Below are 16,099 nucleotides of genomic sequence, written 5' to 3'. Positions count from 1 at the left end.
TATGTCTGAATATAAATACCCCGCCGATGATGTGTTTCATCAAGAAGAAATTAAAAAAAGCACCTTTATAGTTCATATCGCGCATACGCCAGACCTACAGGCTGCTAAAGCATTTATTAAAAGCATTGAAGAAAAGTACCCAGATGCTCGTCATAATTGTTGGGCGCACGTAGCGGGTAACCCAGGCGGAAGCCATGTTTATGGTTTTTCTGATGATGGCGAGCCAAATGGTACCGCAGGAAAGCCGATGCTTAATGTGCTGGTGGGTTCTGGACTTGGCGAAATTACTGCGGTTGTCACCCGTTATTTTGGTGGTATAAAGCTGGGCACCGGTGGGTTAGTGCGTGCCTATGGTGGGTCGCTTAATAATGCACTTTCGCAGCTAAAAACGGTGACGAAAGTACCGAGTATCGAGATTGTAGGCCAAAGTGAATACAGCATGCAGGGCGCAATAGAGCAATTGTTAAAAACCAATTATCAAGTACTTAATATAGAAAAACAATTTACTGCTAATATTGAATGGGTTATTACTATTGATAGCCGCCAAGCAAAACAGGCCATTAAAGATATTTTTGATTTAAGCCATGGCGCAGTTGAGTTAACTATCAAAGAGTAAGACAATAACTTACACACTTATATTTACTAATAATAAAAGCGATAAGCTACATGCAATTTCGTACCATCATAAAAATCCTTGGCCAACTTGTTGCGCTGTTTAGTATTACCATGGTGCCGCCTGCGGTGGTGTCTTTATTTTATAAAGATGGTGGTGGTGTTCCTTTTGTATTAGCGTTTATATTTAGTGTGGTTATTGGTTTAACAGCTTATTACCCAAACAGGCATGAAAACGGCGACTTAAAAGCACGCGAAGGCTTTTTAATTGTTGTACTGTTTTGGCTGGTACTAGGGGCGTTTGCATCGTTACCGCTGATTTTTTTACAAGAACCTAATTTGTCTATGGCCGATGCGGTGTTTGAGGCCTTTTCTGGCCTTACAACCACTGGGGCCACGGTACTTACCGGAATTGAATACCTGCCTAAGTCTGTTTTGTTTTATCGCCAGCAATTACAGTGGTTTGGCGGTATGGGTATCATTGTACTTGCTGTTGCTATACTGCCCATGCTTGGGGTCGGTGGCATGCAGTTATACCGAGCTGAGATCCCAGGCCCAGTAAAAGATTCAAAAATGACCCCCCGCATTGCCGATACCGCAAAGCACCTTTGGTACATTTATGTGTCGTTAACGGTAACCTGTATGTTGGCGTATTGGGCGGCAGGTATGGAGTGGTTTGATGCTATATGCCATGCGTTTTCTACAGTGGCGATTGGCGGTTTTTCTACTTACGATGCCTCAATAGGGCACTTTGATAGCCCTGTCATTAACTTTATATGTGTTTTCTTTTTAATTATTGCTGCGGTTAACTTTTCACTGCATTACGCGGCGGTAGCGAGTCGTAATATTCAGGTATACATTCGCGACCCTGAATTTAAAGTTTTTTTACTGATACAGTTAGCGCTGGTGGTGATTTGTTTTACGGTGCTCTCATCTAACGAAATATTTGCCGATGGCGATGAAACCCTCGATCAGGCCTTATTTCAGGCGGTGTCTATGAGCACCACAGCCGGTTTTGCCACCGATAACTTTTCTACTTGGCCGCTGTTTTTACCTATATTACTTATTTTTTCGAGCTTTATAGGTGGCTGTGCAGGTTCAACCGGTGGCGGTATGAAAGTTGTACGCGTGTTTTTACTTTACCTACAAGGCATACGTGAGCTTAACCGCTTAGTGCACCCACGTGCTATATACTCTATTAAGCTTGGTCGTAAAGCCCTGCCCGATAAAGTAGTTGAAGCGGTTTGGGGGTTTTTCTCAGCGTACGCATTGGTGTTTATTATTATAATGCTGGCACTAATGGGAACTGGCATGGATAACATTACCGCGTTCTCTGCTACGGCGGCGTGTTTAAATAATTTAGGCCCAGGCTTAGGTGATGTTGCCTCGCATTATGGGGCGGTGAGCGATGGTGCCAAATGGCTATTAACCATTGCCATGGTATTTGGTCGCTTAGAAATATTCACCTTACTCGTGCTATTTACGCCGACCTTTTGGCGTGGGTAATAATATATAAATGATGCTTAGGAACAGGCATGCCACATTCTAATTTAGATAAATTACACCAGTTAACAACAGGGCGATTGGTCGACTTGGAAATTGTTACGCCTACCAGTAGTAAACGCGTAAAAACAGAGTTTATTGGCTTGCTAGAAAATAAATTTATTATTTTAAATTACCCAAGTTCAAAGCGTTTACCTGCTGCAAGTGATTACCTACGTGACGGTGTAATGGTGGTGGTAAGAGCGGTTATAGAAGGCAGTGGCGGACAAGTAATAGCATTTAGGCAGCAGCTTATGTCGGTTGCCTCACACCCTGCTAGGCTCATTTTTATTAATTACCCTACGCAAGTGCAGTTATTTGCACTGCGCGCGCAAACACGCATACCTACCTTATTACCTGCAAAATTAACTCTCAGTGACGATAGAGTACTTGAAGGGGTGATTAAAGACATCTCGCTTACCGGGGTGATGTTTGATGTACGCGGCGATCAAAACGATGAAAATATTAAAGATATGCAATGCAAGGTGACGGTTGATACCAACAATAAAGCATTTACTGGCGAAATATGCAGCGTAAAAGAGCACGCCGCGGGAGTTAATTGTGGTATTAAACTTCTAGCCAGTGAAGATGAAATGAAGGCATTTATGAAAGAGCATTTTATCGATCCCGCAATGCTTGAGCTGCCATTAGAATAAGCACTTTCGCTTAATAGCAACAAATGGCCACTTTTTACTTGAGTGGCAGTCATATTTTTTAAAACTTCACAAAATAATTTTTATTTTCTATAAAAATCAGCTGTATAGATTAGTTTTACGAGTGAGTTATTTTAATACGTTAGCTCCCCTCACGGCTAAAATTTAGTCTCTTTTTTCGATAAATCTTCATCCTTACAATTTACGCCGAAAATTGTAGCTTTTTTCTTTTATGTAACTAGCTGTTTTTATTGCTTTTAAAAACTTAGCTTTACCCATTGTTGCTAGTTTGCAACACAAAACCCCCGCAAATTTATCAAAAATAGCCAAGCACTCTTTTAACTGATTGAAATTAATCAGCTTTTAAAACTTGGCATTCAAGTTGTAATAGTCTGGCTGTACTGAACAATAACGTGATTTAAAGTAAAACACTTAATCGCACACATATACTTGAAGGAATTATATTATGAAAAGCATTAATAAAACTTTAGCACTTATCGCCCTTGCTTCATCATCAGCGGCATTTGCAGCAACCGATTTTGATACGTTAGATGTAGATGGCAGCGGCACGATTAGCAAATCAGAGGCATCAATTGATGCAAAACTGATGAGCATGTTCTCAGAATTAGATACTGACCAAGATGGTGAGCTATCAAAAGAAGAATTTTCAGAAGCTTAAAGTGTGGTAACAATCCTGAGTTGCCAATGACAACCTAAGTAGGCAAGGGAGCTTACGAAAAAGGATTACAAGGATTGCGTACACCACGTAGTGAACTTAACTAATTTGTTTATATTGAAGGATTAAATTATGAAGCATTTAAATAAAGCACTCGCATTTATGGCTATTGCCTCTTCTTCTGCTGCCTTTGCAGGGACTGATTTTGACACGCTAGATGTAGATGGCAATGGCGCCATTAGCCAAGCTGAAGCATCGGTTGATGCGGATTTAATGGCTGAGTTTGTTGAGCTTGATACCGATGGAAATGGTGAGCTTTCAAAGCAAGAGTTCTCTAAATACTAGGGTGTGATGATCTTTGCCAATTGAGCGCAGGACAGCGCATGTTCACTTAGCAAAGAGTCATTTGCTCTAATCCAATGTGCATTAAAACTTAATAATGCACATTGGCAAAAGCACTTTTTAGTTAATTTTTAAACCCATGGATCTTAGAAAAGGATTTCCTCTTAATTAGGACACAACTATGAAAACATTAAATACAGCACTTGCCGTTATCGTATTAGCTTCTTCATCAGCGGCGTATGCTGCAGTCGACTTTGCCTCGTTTGATGCCGATGGTGATGGTGCAATTTCAAAGCAAGAAGCGCAGGTAAATTCACAGCTAGTGAAAATTTTTGACCAGCTAGATACTGATGGTAATGGTGAAATTTCTGAGCAAGAGTTTTCAAAAGTACAGTAATTAGAAGCTGCTAAGCAGGGTTGCCTAGCATTAAAAAAACATACTCCACTAAAGCCGCCTTAGTCAGCGGCTTTTTTGTGTTTAACTATAAAAATATAGCGCTAACTTGGAATAGCTTTTCTACTACGTTGATATGCTTTTTATCGATTAAAAACATAATAACGTGATCACCAGACATAATAACCGTGTCGTCGTGGGCAATCAGTACGTCGTCATTACGTACAATAGCACCAATCGTTGTACCTGCAGGTAGCTTGATATCGGCAATCGCACGGCCAACTACTTTTGATGTGTTTTCATCGCCATGGGCAACGGCTTCAATGGCCTCTGCCGCGCCTTTACGTAACGAGTACACATTAACAATATCGCCACGGCGTACGTGTGTAAGTAGCGCCGAAATAGTTGCTTGTTGTGGTGATATAGCAATATCTATTTCACCCCCTTGCACTAAATCTACATACGCACCACGCTGAATAAGCACCATGGTTTTTTGTGCGCCCATGCGTTTTGCAAGCATGGCCGACATTATATTTGCTTCATCGTCGTTGGTTACGGCAATAAACACATCAACTTGCTCTATGTGCTCTTCAGATAGTAGTTCTTGGTCTGAGGCGTCTCCACAAAACACGACGGTGTTATCTAGCATTTCAGAGAGTTGCTCAGCACGCTCTTTACTGCGCTCTAATAACTTAACGCTGTGGTTTTTTTCCAGTGAGCGAGCAAGGCCTGCACCAATGTTACCGCCACCGGCTATCATAATTTTTTTGTAAGAACGCTCAAGTTTTTGTAGCTCGTTCATAACCGCACGAATATGCTTAGTGGCAGCAATGAAAAATACTTCATCGTCCGCTTCTATTACCGTGGTGCCCAGCGGCTTTATAGCTTTACCTTGGCGATAAATTGCTGCTACACGGGTTTCTACATTCGGAATATGCTCTTTTAAAGCAGAAAGCGCATAACCCACTAATAAGCCACCGTAGTAAGCTTTTACAGCCACAAGAGAGAGCATGCCATCGGCAAATTGCAGCACTTGCAACGCGCCTGGGTAATCTATTAAACGGCGAATATATTTGGTAACAAGTGCTTCGGGGGCAATATAGTGATCAACCGGGAGGTCATCGTTATGAAATAGCTTTTCGCGGTATTTTAAATATTGCTCTGATCGGATACGGGCTATTTTAGTTGGCGTATTAAAAATACTATACGCGACTTGGCAGGCCACCATATTAACTTCATCTGAGCTGGTTACCGCAATAATCATGTCGGCGTCTTCAGCACCTGCACGCCTGAGCACATCTGGGTGTGCACTGTGCCCCGTGACCCCTTGTAAGTCGTACTTATCTTGTAGCTCTCGTAAGCGGTTGCCGTCTATATCAACAACGGTTATTTCGTTTTGTTCGCCAACTAAGTTTTCAGCAAGCGTACCACCGACTTGTCCGGCACCGAGTATGATTATTTTCATTATTTACCCGAATTACTGTTTAATTAAAAAAATAGCCATTTACTGTTTAATAAATGGCTATTGAGTGTACGGCTATTAGGCTTTTTTAACTAGCTTAGCGTAATAAAATCCGTCGCTTTCACCTGGTAGTAATTGTAAACCAGGGTTGGTAACAGTGTCGTTGTCGTGCAGTGGTATATGCTCAACGTCACTATTATTAGCTAAAAATTTAGCGACTTGCTGTTGGTTCTCTTGCGGCAGTACCGAACAGGTTGCGTATATCATTGTGCCGCCTGGTTTTAGTAGCGGCCAAATGCTATTGAGTATATCGCTTTGTAGTGTGGCTAAATCTTCAATGTCTGATGCGCGGCGAAGCCATTTTATATCTGGGTGGCGGCGTATAACACCGGTTGCCGAACAAGGGACATCTAATAAAATGCGGTCAAACTGTTGCTCATCCCACCAGGTGTGTGGCTGCGAAGCGTCTGCACATTGTAGGTCTGCGCCTAAGCCGATACGGGTTAAATTTTGTTTAACACGTTCTAGGCGAGTGGCGTCACTATCAAGTGCTAATACTTCTGCATCGGCAAGCTCTAATATATGACATGTTTTACCACCAGGTGCTGCACAGGCATCTAAAATGTATTCATCAGCTTGAGGTGCTAAAAAGCGTGCGGCTAATTGCGCTGCGGCGTCTTGTACAGAGCAGGCACCCACATCAAATTCTGGCAACGAAAATACATCACGCGGCTTAGCTAGTTTAATACCATCAACAAACTCAGGGTTTAACGTGTGCTCTATATCGTTAGCCGTTAACATTTCGCTGTATTGTTGCGTGCTGTATTGGGCTTGATTGACACGTAACCACATAGGGGCTTGTTGTTGGTTTTCTTCAAGAAGCGCTTCCCAGTTGTCTGGGTAGGCAGCTTGCACTTGTTTAATAAACCAATTTGGATGGTTATATAAACACACTGGTATTTGCTTGGCTTTTTCTTCAAGCTCGCTTTGTTGGCGCTGAAAACTACGCAAAATAGCGTTAATTAAGCCTTTTAAGCCTAATGCACGCATTTGGCCAAGGGCATTAACGGTTTCAGAAATGGCGGCATGCGGTGGCACGCGCATATGCTGCAGCTGATAGATACCGACATACAACAAAAACTGAAAAATACGACGCTTACCTTTAAGTGGCTGTTCTACTAAATGTTGGCAGTAGTTTTCAAGGCTAGGTAGGTAGCGCAACACGCCGTAACAAATTTGCTGTAATAGCGCTTTGTCTTTAGGGGGCAGGCCTTGGCTGGCAAATGGTAGCTCTTGATTTAGTGAAGCGCCTTTATCAACCACGTTATATAAAGTTTCAGCGGCAAGCGCACGTACGTTTTGAACATTACTCATTGTTTTCGCCTAATACGGTGCCAGGAGTTACCCAGTCACTGCGACCGTTTAAAAAGTCGCTAATTGCCATTGGTTTTTTACCTTGGGGTTGCAGCTGTGTAATACTTAATGCCTGCTTGCCACACGCCACTACAATGCCGTTTTTATCGCTTGATAAAACAACGCCCGCAGGGCCTGTTTGCTCAACGACTGAGGCTTGGTAAATTTTTACGCTGTGCTCACCCATTTGAGTAAAACACACTGGCCATGGATTAAATGCACGTATATTACGCTCAATTTGTACGGCACCCATCGTCCAATCAATATTTGCTTCCTCTTTTGAAAGCTTTTTAGCGTAATTTGCCAGCTCGTCGTTTTGCGGCTCTGCTATAAGCTCGCCATTGGCTAACTTATTAATGGTTTGAACAAGTGCTCCGGGACCAAGTTCAGCCAGTTTAGTGTATAAACTGGCACTGGTTTCATCCGCAGCAATAGGGCAGCGGCTAATGTGCAGCATGTCGCCGGTATCAAGCCCTTCATCCATTTGCATTATGGTTACGCCGGTATCTTCATCGCCAGCCCAAATTGCGCGCTGTATAGGCGCAGCACCGCGCCAGCGCGGTAAAATAGAGCCATGCACATTTAAGCACCCTAAGCGTGGTGCCTCTAAAATGGCTTTTGGTAAAATTAAGCCATAAGCCACCACAATCATGATATCGGCATTTAAGCTTTTAAGCTCAGTGAGTGCGTCTTCATTTTTTAATGATTGTGGCTGAAAAACAGGTAGCTCATGCTCAAGCGCAAGCGCTTTTACTTCACTGGCTTTTAACTTTTTACCACGCCCAGCAGGGCGGTCTGGTTGGCTGTAAACTCCAACAATTTGGTGTTCGCTTTGAATTAACGCTTGTAGGTGACGAGCGGCAAAGTCCGGCGTACCGGCAAATATAATGCGTAGTGGTTTTGTCACTGAGTTTTCCTAAGGTGCTTATTACTTCGCGGCAAATTTAGCTTCTTTTTCAAGCTTTTTGCGAATACGTTGACGCTTTAATGGCGATAGGTAATCAATAAATAGTTTACCTTGTAAGTGATCTAGTTCGTGTTGAATACAAATAGCTAATAGCTCATCTGCATCTAGTACAAATTCTTCACCATTTTCGTTAAGAGCAGCAACGGTTACGGTTTCAGCACGGTCTACTTTTGCGTAAGAGTTAGGCACTGATAAACAGCCTTCTTCGCTAATTGTTGCACCATCTTTTTTAATAATTTGTGGGTTAATTAAAACCAGTGGTTCGTCGCGTTCTTCTGATACGTCGATCACCACAATACGTTGATGAATATCAACCTGTGTAGCAGCTAGCCCAATGCCGTTTTCATCGTACATTGTCTCTAGCATGTCTTTTACAATTTGGCGAACGTTGTCATCAACCTGTGCAACTTCTTTTGCTACCGTACGTAAACGCTCATCTGGAAATCTTAAAACTTCTAACCTAGCCATAGTTACCTTTTTACACTTGTGCTTAATTTAGGGTATTGTATGCTCTTATTTTAGCCATTCGCGTTCCCCTTTAACAGGTTTTGGTCAATAATAATGAAAAAACAATACAAGGAAGCCCAATGAAATCTCAATTGGCTGCAATTATGTTTGCACTAAGTACTGCTTTTCCTGCAGTCGCTGATGTTTTACAAATAAAAAAAGATGCTCCAAAACAATATGTTGTAAAAAAAGGCGATACCCTTTGGGATATTTCCGGCATTTATTTAGAAGAACCATGGCTGTGGCCAGAGTTGTGGCAAATGAACCCGCAAATAGATAACCCGCATCTAATTTACCCAGGCGATGCACTCGCGTTAGTGTACGACGCCGACGGTAACCCGCGTTTGGTGATTAATAAAGCGTACAGAAAGTTATCGCCGCAAGGGCGTATTACACCAAAAGGTAATAACGCCATCACCACTTTGCCACTTGAAATAATTAAACCTTATTTAAGTTATGAGCAAGCAATTAACAGCGATGACATAGATGATAAGCCGTATATTTTAGGGGCAAACGAAAATACTAAAACGCAAACTCTCGGGCATATTTTATACGTTAAGGGCGATTTAAAAGTACATAAAGCGTATGCTATTTATCACAAAGGCGAACCTTACATAGATACACAAACCGGTGAAGAGCTAGCTACTCGCGCTACTTATGTCGGTATGGCTCGTGCATTTAGAACGGGCGATGAAAGCAATGGCGTACCATCGTCTTTACGGGTTGAGTCAGTTAAACAAGAAATACAACAAGGCGATTTTTTACTCCCTGCTATGCAAGGGCAAATGTTACCTGCGTACTTTAATATGCATCGTCCTAAGCAAAGTGTATCCGGCAGTGTTATTGACTCGCCGCGCCAAGTAAGAGAATTCAGCACAATGGATGTAGTGGTGCTAAACTTAGGTGCTGAGCAACAAATTGAAGTTGGTCATATCCTCGATTTAGAACGCCAATCACCCACCGTTATTGATGGCCCACGAGGACCGCGTTATCCAGAGGATTCGAGCAAATTTGAAAAGCTTTTATCTGATGCAGGTGAATTATTTGGCAGCGAGCCAGATGAAGACACCACAACATGGACAATGCCACACGAAAAAGTGGGTGAGTTAATTGTATTTAAAGTGTATGACAAAGTGAGTTATGCATTAATAACAAAAAATCAGCACCCAATTCGCGTTGGAGATAGTGTAGTAATTCATTAAGTTGTAGCGAGTCGGTGCTCTAGGAGAGAGCATGGATCAGTCATCTGGTAAGCTAGCCCACTGGCTTGCCTTTTATATGTGTAAAGGCTTAGGTATTAAAACACTGTTAGCCTTATCACATACTCACCCCCTCGAATCATTATTTGATTTAAACCAAAGCGAATTACAACAGCTTGGCCTTACCCAAAACCAAGCCTGCAACTTACTCAATACCAATTGGCAGCAAGTAAACCATTACGAACAACAAATACAGCAGCTTAATATTACAGTGGTGTGTATTTTTGATGCGCTATACCCAAACGAACTAAAACACATAGCCAGTGCCCCTTTACTGTTATTTTGTAAAGGTGATATATCGCTGTTATCTAGCCCGCAAGTGGCCATTGTTGGCAGTAGAAACGCGACCCCTACGGGGCTTGAAATAGCCTCAGAGCTTGCTTATCAGCTTACTTTAGCCGGTATTACTGTTACCTCGGGCATGGCGCGGGGTATTGATGGTGCCGCGCACAAAGGCGCATTGGCCAATAATGGCAAAACAATTGGTGTATTAGGGACTGGGGTTGATATTTACTACCCCAAACGCCATAAATTATTAACAGACCAAGTATTAGAGCATGGCTTATTAATAAGCGAGTTTTTACCGGGTACCGCTGCTAATGCGCATAACTTTCCACGCAGAAACCGTATTATATCTGGGCTGTCTTTAGGCGTGGTTATTGTAGAGGCTGAAATTAAAAGCGGTTCATTGATCACGGTACGTTACGCTATTGAACAAAATAAAGAAGTGTTTGCAGTACCAGGCTCTATTAAAAACCCATTATCGCAAGCGAGTCACTTTTTAATAAAGCAGGGCGCTAAGTTAGTCGAAAATGTAACAGATATTTTAGATGAGGTGAGCTTTTCTTATCAAAGCGGTCTATATAATAAAGAGGAGCCTGTAAACAAACAGTCACAGTGTGAGGTGTTAAATAGTATAGGGTATGAGGTAACCAGTGTTGATGAAATTGTACGTCGCGCCAAGTGGCCAATTGATAAAGTGCTGGCAAGGTTGCTCGATTTAGAGTTAGACGACGAAATAGAGCGAGTGTTAGACGGGTATATAAAGCTAAGCACAGGAAGGTAATATGTTTGATATTCTCATGTATCTTTTTGAAAACTACATTCACAGTGAAGCCGATATTTATATTGAAGAAAACGAGCTTACCGATGAATTACTTCGCGCGGGCTTTAATAAGACCGAAATTTTTAAAGCATTAAACTGGCTTGAACAATTGGCCGATTTACAACGCAGCGACGAGTCGCCTTATTTAATTACAAAGCCTCACCAAGCAATGCGCATTTTTACCGATAGCGAATGCAAAATGTTAAACGTTGAATGCCGTGGCTTTTTGATGTTTTTAGAGCAAATAAGGGTGGTTAACAGTGTAACCCGTGAAATGGTTATGGACCGCCTTGCCGCATTAGATAAACCTTATATTTCGCTCGACGACTTAAAGTGGGTGGTGCTTATGGTGTTATTTAACGTACCTGGCTCAGAAGAGGCTTACGAGCAAATGGAAGACCTTATATTTGACGAACCCACCGAACTTCTACATTAAAATTGTATGCCAAACCACTTAAACCTATATGCACAGCTTGTATCTTTAAGTGGTTTGGGTATATTAGGCGAAAATTCAGCAACCCGTTAGGAACCTCATGAGTAAAATCGACCATTCGCTTTTCTCGGCGGATAAACACGCCTTAGAAAAAGAATACGAAGTCTGCCCACAATGTGGTTCTGAATTAGTGATCCGTAACTCTAAAACAGGTCCGTTTTTGGGTTGTGCTAGTTACCCTAAATGCGACTTTATTCGTCCATTAGCGCATCACGACAGCAACGAAATAAAGGTGCTTGAAGATTCAGCCTGCCCACAGTGCACAAAACCGCTGGTGGTTAAAAACGGCCGTTATGGCATGTTTATTGGCTGTACAGGATACCCTGAGTGTCATTATATCGCCCACGATGACGAACCTAATAATAACGATGATGTATTATCTGGGTGTCCTAAATGCAAAAAAGGGCAGCTAGTTGCACGCAGCAATAAATTTGGTAAAACGTTTTACTCATGCGATTGTTACCCAAGCTGTAAATATACTCTAAATAACAAACCCATAGCCAAGCCATGCCCTAAGTGCGATTGGCCGCTTGTTATTGAGAAAAAAATGGCCAATGGTACTGTGCTACAGTGCCCACAAAAAAGTTGCCTGCATAAACTTACCACTACTGATTAATATAAATTTCTGGAGCATATTTTGTCAGACCTTTCTACATTGCCTACGGCTATATCTTGCTTAGAGCAAGGTGAAGTTATTTTATATCCTACTGAAGCTGTCTATGGTTTAGGGTGTGATCCAGATAATCAGCAAGCTGTTGAGAAGTTGCTAGAAATAAAACAGCGTCCCGTTGAAAAGGGCCTTATTTTAATCGCCGATAACTACGGCCAGTTATTAAAGTATGTTGACGATGTAAAGCTGCCAATGGACAAACGCGCTGATATTTTCTCTAGTTGGCCCGGTGCTATTACCTGGGTAATGCCTGCAGCTGAAAATACGCCTAAATGGTTAACAGGGCAGTTTGATACGATTGCAGTACGGGTTACTGATCATCCAAGTGTTAAGCGCTTATGCCAGCAATTAGGCAAGCCTCTTGTCTCTACTAGTGCTAATTTAACCGGACAGCCAACGGTAACAAGTATTGAACAAGCCAAGCAGCAGTTTGCAGATAAAGTAGGCTGTTACATTGATGAGCCCTTAGGGGGCAACACGCAGCCAAGCACAATTAAAGATGCCATGACCGGCAAAGTATTTAGAGGTTAATATGCAAAGCGAATTATTAGAACAAGTAAAAGCGTATTTTATGGCTTTGCAAGACACCATTTGCCAAGGTTTAGAGCAGGCCGATGGCAGTGCAAAATTTGTAGAAGATAGCTGGCAACGTGCCGAAGGCGGTGGCGGGCGTACGCGTGTTACCACTAACGGTAATGTAATAGAGCAAGGCGGCGTTAACTACTCGCATGTGTTTGGTGCATCTATGCCGGGCTCTGCGACCGCTCATAGGCCAGAGCTTGCAGGGCGAAGCTTTCATGCATGTGGTGTTTCATTAGTTATTCATCCAAAAAACCCACATGTTCCTACAAGTCATGCCAATGTACGCTTTTTTATAGCTGAAAAAGAAGGCGAAGAGCCTATTTGGTGGTTTGGCGGAGGGTTTGACTTAACGCCTTTTTACCCCGTTTTTGAAGATGTACAGCATTGGCACCAAGTCGCACACGACATTTGTGCACCATTTGGTGAACAAGTGTATCCAAAATACAAAACGTGGTGTGATGAATATTTTTACCTAAAACATCGCGACGAAACACGCGGTGTAGGCGGCTTATTTTTTGATGACTTAAACGAGCTAGGGTTTGAGCAGAGCTTTGCATTTATGCAATCGGTTGGTAATGGCTTTTTAGATGCGTACTTACCTATTATTGAGCGTCGTAAAAATGACGAATATACGCAACAGCAGCGCGACTTTCAATTGTATCGCCGCGGTCGTTACGTAGAATTTAACCTTGTGTGGGATAGAGGTACTCTATTTGGCTTACAAAGCGGTGGGCGCACAGAGTCTATATTAATGTCGATGCCGCCACTGGCGCGTTGGGAATACAATTATAAGCCCGCGCCCGACAGCGCAGAGGCTAATTTGTATCAATACTATTTACGTCCACAAGAGTGGCTAAGCACTAAACCTACTGATTTGATAGCCAGAGAGTGGCAGTTATAAATATTAAATTAAGGTAGGGGCTGTTTAATCCGCAAAGGTCAATAAACCCTAATAAAAGGCGCTTAATAGCGCCTTTTTGCTAAGTAGTTACAATTAGTGCTCATTAATCATATGGGTGGCAAGTTGTCCAAAAGACTGCTTTAACCCTTCGCGCAGTAGGGGGTTGTCTACTTCTATATCGAGGGTTTTATTCATGCAATACATCCACTGATCGCGCAGGTCTTTATTTATAGTAAAAGGCATATGGCGTTTGCGCAGCATAGGTTGGCCATGTTTTTCAGTAAATAGGTTAGGGCCGCCTAACCAACCTGATAAAAATTCAAAAAACACTTGGCGAATTCTATCTAATGGCAGAGGATGCATATCATATAATGGTTTGGCGTATTCATCGCTGGCCATTATGTCGTAGAATCTATTAGCAATAGCACGGGTACCTGCTTCTCCACCAATAATTTCATACGGTGTTTTCTCAGGAGTGGGCGCTGGTTGCTCAGGAGCTGGTTTAGATTTTGAAAAAAGTCGTTTAATCATATTACTTATCATCGTTAATAGGCAGTGTACAACTGCAAAGAGGTTGCTTTAAAATGGACAAATATGCGGTTTTTGGAAATCCAATCAAACATTCAAAATCCCCCGCGATACATAAACAATTTGCTGTATCTTTGGGCGAGCAAATCGACTACCGCGCAATATTAGCACCTATCGATCACTTTGAAAAAACAGTAACCACCTTTTTTGAGCAAGGCGGGATAGGTGCCAACGTTACTATGCCATTTAAAGAGCAAGCATATGCCATGGCTGATGAACTCACCCCGCTTGCTAAAATTGTTGGTGCAGTTAATACACTTAAAAAACGCGATGATGGCACTTTATTAGGCGATAACACCGATGGCGTGGGCTTTGTTAATGATTTACTTGCCAATGAAGTGACAATTACCAATAAGCGTATTTTAATTATTGGTGCTGGAGGCGCAGCAAGAGGGGTGATACTACCGCTACTTGAGCATAACCCAGCTGAAATAACGATTGTTAATCGCACGGCAAAAAAAGCGCAAGACTTAGCACAACTATTTACTGAATATGGCAAGGTAACAGGCTATGGGTTTGATACATTACCTGTAAGCAATTACTCACTTATCGTAAATTCTACCTCTAGCAGTATGAACAATGAGTTACCAGCACTTGACGAAAAACACCTAGGCCAGTGCGCAGTGGCATACGATATGTTTTACTCCCAGCAAAATACCGTATTTATGAACTGGGTTGCAGAGCATAATAACCACGCTAAGCTATTAGATGGCAGCGGTATGTTGGTAGGCCAAGCCGCACAGGCATATTATGTATGGCGTAATAAAATGCCCGCCATACTTCCTGTTGTTAAAGCACTAAAACAAGGCATGCTTAAATGAATCAAGCCATACAGTTTATAGATAGACTCGAGTTTAGAGAACCTTCCCACCAACTAGTCTTTTTTGCACAAGTAACAGGGATGCTGGTGGAGTGTATTATAGATTTACGAAAGCTAGGGCTTCAAGATGAAAGCCATGCAACGCAGCACTTTGATAAATACCGGTTTGATTACGAAGAATGTGCCGAGCAACTTATAGAAGATGAAAGTTATAACTCGGCAGGGCAGATAGAAGTGAATCTAGTTGATCTCTGCTAAATACTCGTCTTTTAATTGCACATAGTTATCTGCCGATACTTTTAAAAAGGCAAGCTCTTGCTCTGTTAATGGGCGGGCTTGCTTTACTGGACTACCAACATATAAATAACCAGACTCCAATCGTTTATTTGGCGGTACTAATGACCCCCCACCAATAATAACGTCGTCCTCTACTATTACATTATCCATTACAATAGCGCCCATACCGACAAGTATACGATTTCCAAGCGTACATCCATGCAGCATCACCTTGTGTCCTACTGTCACATCATCACCAATAATAAGTGGGTAACCATCTGGGTTACTTTTAGTCGCGCGTGATAAATGAAGAACACTACCGTCTTGTATATTTGTACGTTCACCAATACGTATATAGTTAACATCTCCTCGCGCTGCCACTAAAGGCCATACGCTACAGTGGTCACCAATCGTAATATCTCCTACCAAAACAGACGACTCATCAACATAAACAGACGAATTAAAAGAGGGAGTCACACCTTTATAAGAACGGATAGCCATATATATACCTTTTAAATACCAGTTATAGTCGCTTGAGTGTAACAGCAACACTTAAATATAGGCCAGAAAAGGCCTGTTTTGATTATAAAACTACCAGTTATAGAGGGGTTAGTTCACATATTGACCGAACAGTGCTTTTTTTTGGTTTTTCTTTAAAAAAGTGCTTGCGTAAAAATCTGTTCTCCCTATAATGCGACCCCACTGAGACGGGGAACGCCAACGCATAGCGAGGCAGGAGCTGCTCACAGAGTTAAGTAAAACTTCGGTTTTAAATCTTCTAAAAAGAAAGTTTAAAATTAAGTGTTGACTCGAAAAATAAAGGATGTATTATACGCA

20 protein-coding genes are annotated in these 16,099 nt (G+C 42.1%); 14 read left to right on the top strand and 6 right to left on the bottom strand.

The features are described 5' to 3' along the window. Nucleotide 1 precedes the first annotated feature (1 nt). The 6 genes from MTF64_RS18560 (at nt 2) to MTF64_RS18535 (ending at nt 4,222) form a co-directional block, all read left to right on the top strand. Entirely contained in the window at nt 2-616 is a 615-nt protein-coding gene (locus MTF64_RS18560; protein WP_024032141.1) for a YigZ family protein, read from the top strand. Between the two features lie 50 nt (nt 617-666). Beyond that, nucleotides 667-2,118 carry a TrkH family potassium uptake protein gene (locus tag MTF64_RS18555; protein ID WP_004588045.1) on the top strand — a complete coding sequence of 484 codons (1,452 nt, stop codon included), beginning with the start codon at nt 667-669 and terminating at the stop codon, nt 2,116-2,118. A 29-nt stretch (nt 2,119-2,147) separates the two neighbouring features. Next, nucleotides 2,148-2,810, top strand: coding sequence for a flagellar brake protein (locus MTF64_RS18550; RefSeq protein WP_248452297.1), 663 nt, complete (start codon nt 2,148-2,150; stop codon nt 2,808-2,810). 463 nt (nt 2,811-3,273) lie between these two features. Next, nucleotides 3,274-3,486, top strand: a complete 213-nt coding sequence (locus MTF64_RS18545; protein ID WP_004588043.1) for an EF-hand domain-containing protein — start codon at nt 3,274-3,276, stop codon at nt 3,484-3,486. A gap of 129 nt (nt 3,487-3,615) precedes the next feature. Then, nucleotides 3,616-3,828, top strand: coding sequence for a calmodulin-like protein (locus MTF64_RS18540; protein ID WP_004588042.1), 213 nt, complete (start codon nt 3,616-3,618; stop codon nt 3,826-3,828). A gap of 178 nt (nt 3,829-4,006) precedes the next feature. Continuing rightward, complete coding sequence (locus tag MTF64_RS18535) at nt 4,007-4,222, top strand: EF-hand domain-containing protein (RefSeq protein WP_004588041.1); 216 nt, start codon at nt 4,007-4,009, stop codon at nt 4,220-4,222. A gap of 85 nt (nt 4,223-4,307) precedes the next feature. Here MTF64_RS18535 and trkA read toward each other — a convergent pair whose 3' ends face one another. The 4 genes from trkA to def all read right to left on the bottom strand — a co-directional run bounded on the left by trkA (nt 4,308) and on the right by def (nt 8,529). Continuing rightward, complete coding sequence (trkA, locus tag MTF64_RS18530) at nt 4,308-5,684, bottom strand: Trk system potassium transporter TrkA (RefSeq protein WP_004588040.1); 1,377 nt, start codon at nt 5,682-5,684, stop codon at nt 4,308-4,310. Nucleotides 5,685-5,759: 75 nt separating this feature from the next. Then, complete coding sequence (gene rsmB, locus MTF64_RS18525; RefSeq protein ID WP_004588039.1) at nt 5,760-7,055, bottom strand: 16S rRNA (cytosine(967)-C(5))-methyltransferase RsmB; 1,296 nt, start codon at nt 7,053-7,055, stop codon at nt 5,760-5,762. Then, complete coding sequence (gene fmt, locus MTF64_RS18520; protein WP_248452296.1) at nt 7,048-8,001, bottom strand: methionyl-tRNA formyltransferase; 954 nt, start codon at nt 7,999-8,001, stop codon at nt 7,048-7,050. The genes rsmB and fmt overlap by 8 nt, the downstream gene beginning before the upstream one ends. Before the next feature lie 21 nt (nt 8,002-8,022). Further along, complete coding sequence (gene def, locus MTF64_RS18515; RefSeq protein ID WP_004588037.1) at nt 8,023-8,529, bottom strand: peptide deformylase; 507 nt, start codon at nt 8,527-8,529, stop codon at nt 8,023-8,025. Nucleotides 8,530-8,648: 119 nt separating this feature from the next. On the opposite strand from def, the gene MTF64_RS18510 reads away from it, so the two are divergent. The 6 genes from MTF64_RS18510 to hemF all read left to right on the top strand — a co-directional run bounded on the left by MTF64_RS18510 (nt 8,649) and on the right by hemF (nt 13,578). Further along, nucleotides 8,649-9,770, top strand: a complete 1,122-nt coding sequence (locus tag MTF64_RS18510; RefSeq protein WP_004588036.1) for a LysM peptidoglycan-binding domain-containing protein — start codon at nt 8,649-8,651, stop codon at nt 9,768-9,770. 31 nt (nt 9,771-9,801) lie between these two features. Continuing rightward, complete coding sequence (gene dprA, locus MTF64_RS18505) at nt 9,802-10,893, top strand: DNA-processing protein DprA (RefSeq protein WP_004588035.1); 1,092 nt, start codon at nt 9,802-9,804, stop codon at nt 10,891-10,893. Nucleotide 10,894: 1 nt separating this feature from the next. Further along, nucleotides 10,895-11,368, top strand: a complete 474-nt coding sequence (locus MTF64_RS18500; RefSeq protein WP_004588034.1) for a DUF494 family protein — start codon at nt 10,895-10,897, stop codon at nt 11,366-11,368. Between the two features lie 97 nt (nt 11,369-11,465). Beyond that, nucleotides 11,466-12,041 (top strand): type I DNA topoisomerase, encoded by a 576-nt coding sequence (locus MTF64_RS18495; RefSeq protein ID WP_248452295.1) that lies wholly within the window; start codon nt 11,466-11,468, stop codon nt 12,039-12,041. A 21-nt stretch (nt 12,042-12,062) separates the two neighbouring features. Beyond that, nucleotides 12,063-12,626, top strand: coding sequence for an L-threonylcarbamoyladenylate synthase (locus MTF64_RS18490; protein ID WP_055255673.1), 564 nt, complete (start codon nt 12,063-12,065; stop codon nt 12,624-12,626). 1 nt (nt 12,627) lies between these two features. Beyond that, nucleotides 12,628-13,578: an oxygen-dependent coproporphyrinogen oxidase gene (hemF, locus tag MTF64_RS18485; RefSeq protein WP_054983830.1), complete on the top strand. Its 951-nt coding sequence runs from the start codon at nt 12,628-12,630 to the stop codon at nt 13,576-13,578. Nucleotides 13,579-13,671: 93 nt separating this feature from the next. On the opposite strand, the gene MTF64_RS18480 is transcribed toward hemF, so the two are convergent. Further along, a complete protein-coding gene (locus MTF64_RS18480; protein ID WP_029773006.1) occupies nt 13,672-14,109 on the bottom strand; it encodes a group II truncated hemoglobin in 438 nt (145 codons plus the stop codon). Between the two features lie 53 nt (nt 14,110-14,162). Between MTF64_RS18480 and aroE the strand changes: the two genes are divergently transcribed. Both aroE and MTF64_RS18470 read left to right on the top strand, forming a co-directional pair. Next, nucleotides 14,163-14,987: a shikimate dehydrogenase gene (gene aroE, locus MTF64_RS18475; RefSeq protein ID WP_248452294.1), complete on the top strand. Its 825-nt coding sequence runs from the start codon at nt 14,163-14,165 to the stop codon at nt 14,985-14,987. Further along, nucleotides 14,984-15,244, top strand: a complete 261-nt coding sequence (locus MTF64_RS18470) for a DUF1488 domain-containing protein (RefSeq protein WP_024031321.1) — start codon at nt 14,984-14,986, stop codon at nt 15,242-15,244. Before aroE ends, MTF64_RS18470 begins: the two co-directional genes overlap by 4 nt. Here the strand turns inward: MTF64_RS18470 and MTF64_RS18465 are convergent. Further along, complete coding sequence (locus MTF64_RS18465) at nt 15,227-15,763, bottom strand: gamma carbonic anhydrase family protein (RefSeq protein WP_029773008.1); 537 nt, start codon at nt 15,761-15,763, stop codon at nt 15,227-15,229. The two genes, MTF64_RS18470 and MTF64_RS18465, sit on opposite strands and share 18 nt — an antisense overlap. Between the last annotated feature and the right edge of the window lie 336 nt (nt 15,764-16,099).

The sequence above is a fragment of the Pseudoalteromonas sp. 2CM41L genome (assembly GCF_023161905.1).
In the GTDB taxonomy this organism is placed as follows: domain Bacteria; phylum Pseudomonadota; class Gammaproteobacteria; order Enterobacterales; family Alteromonadaceae; genus Pseudoalteromonas; species Pseudoalteromonas atlantica.
This window is presented reverse-complemented; position numbering and strand designations above follow the sequence as displayed.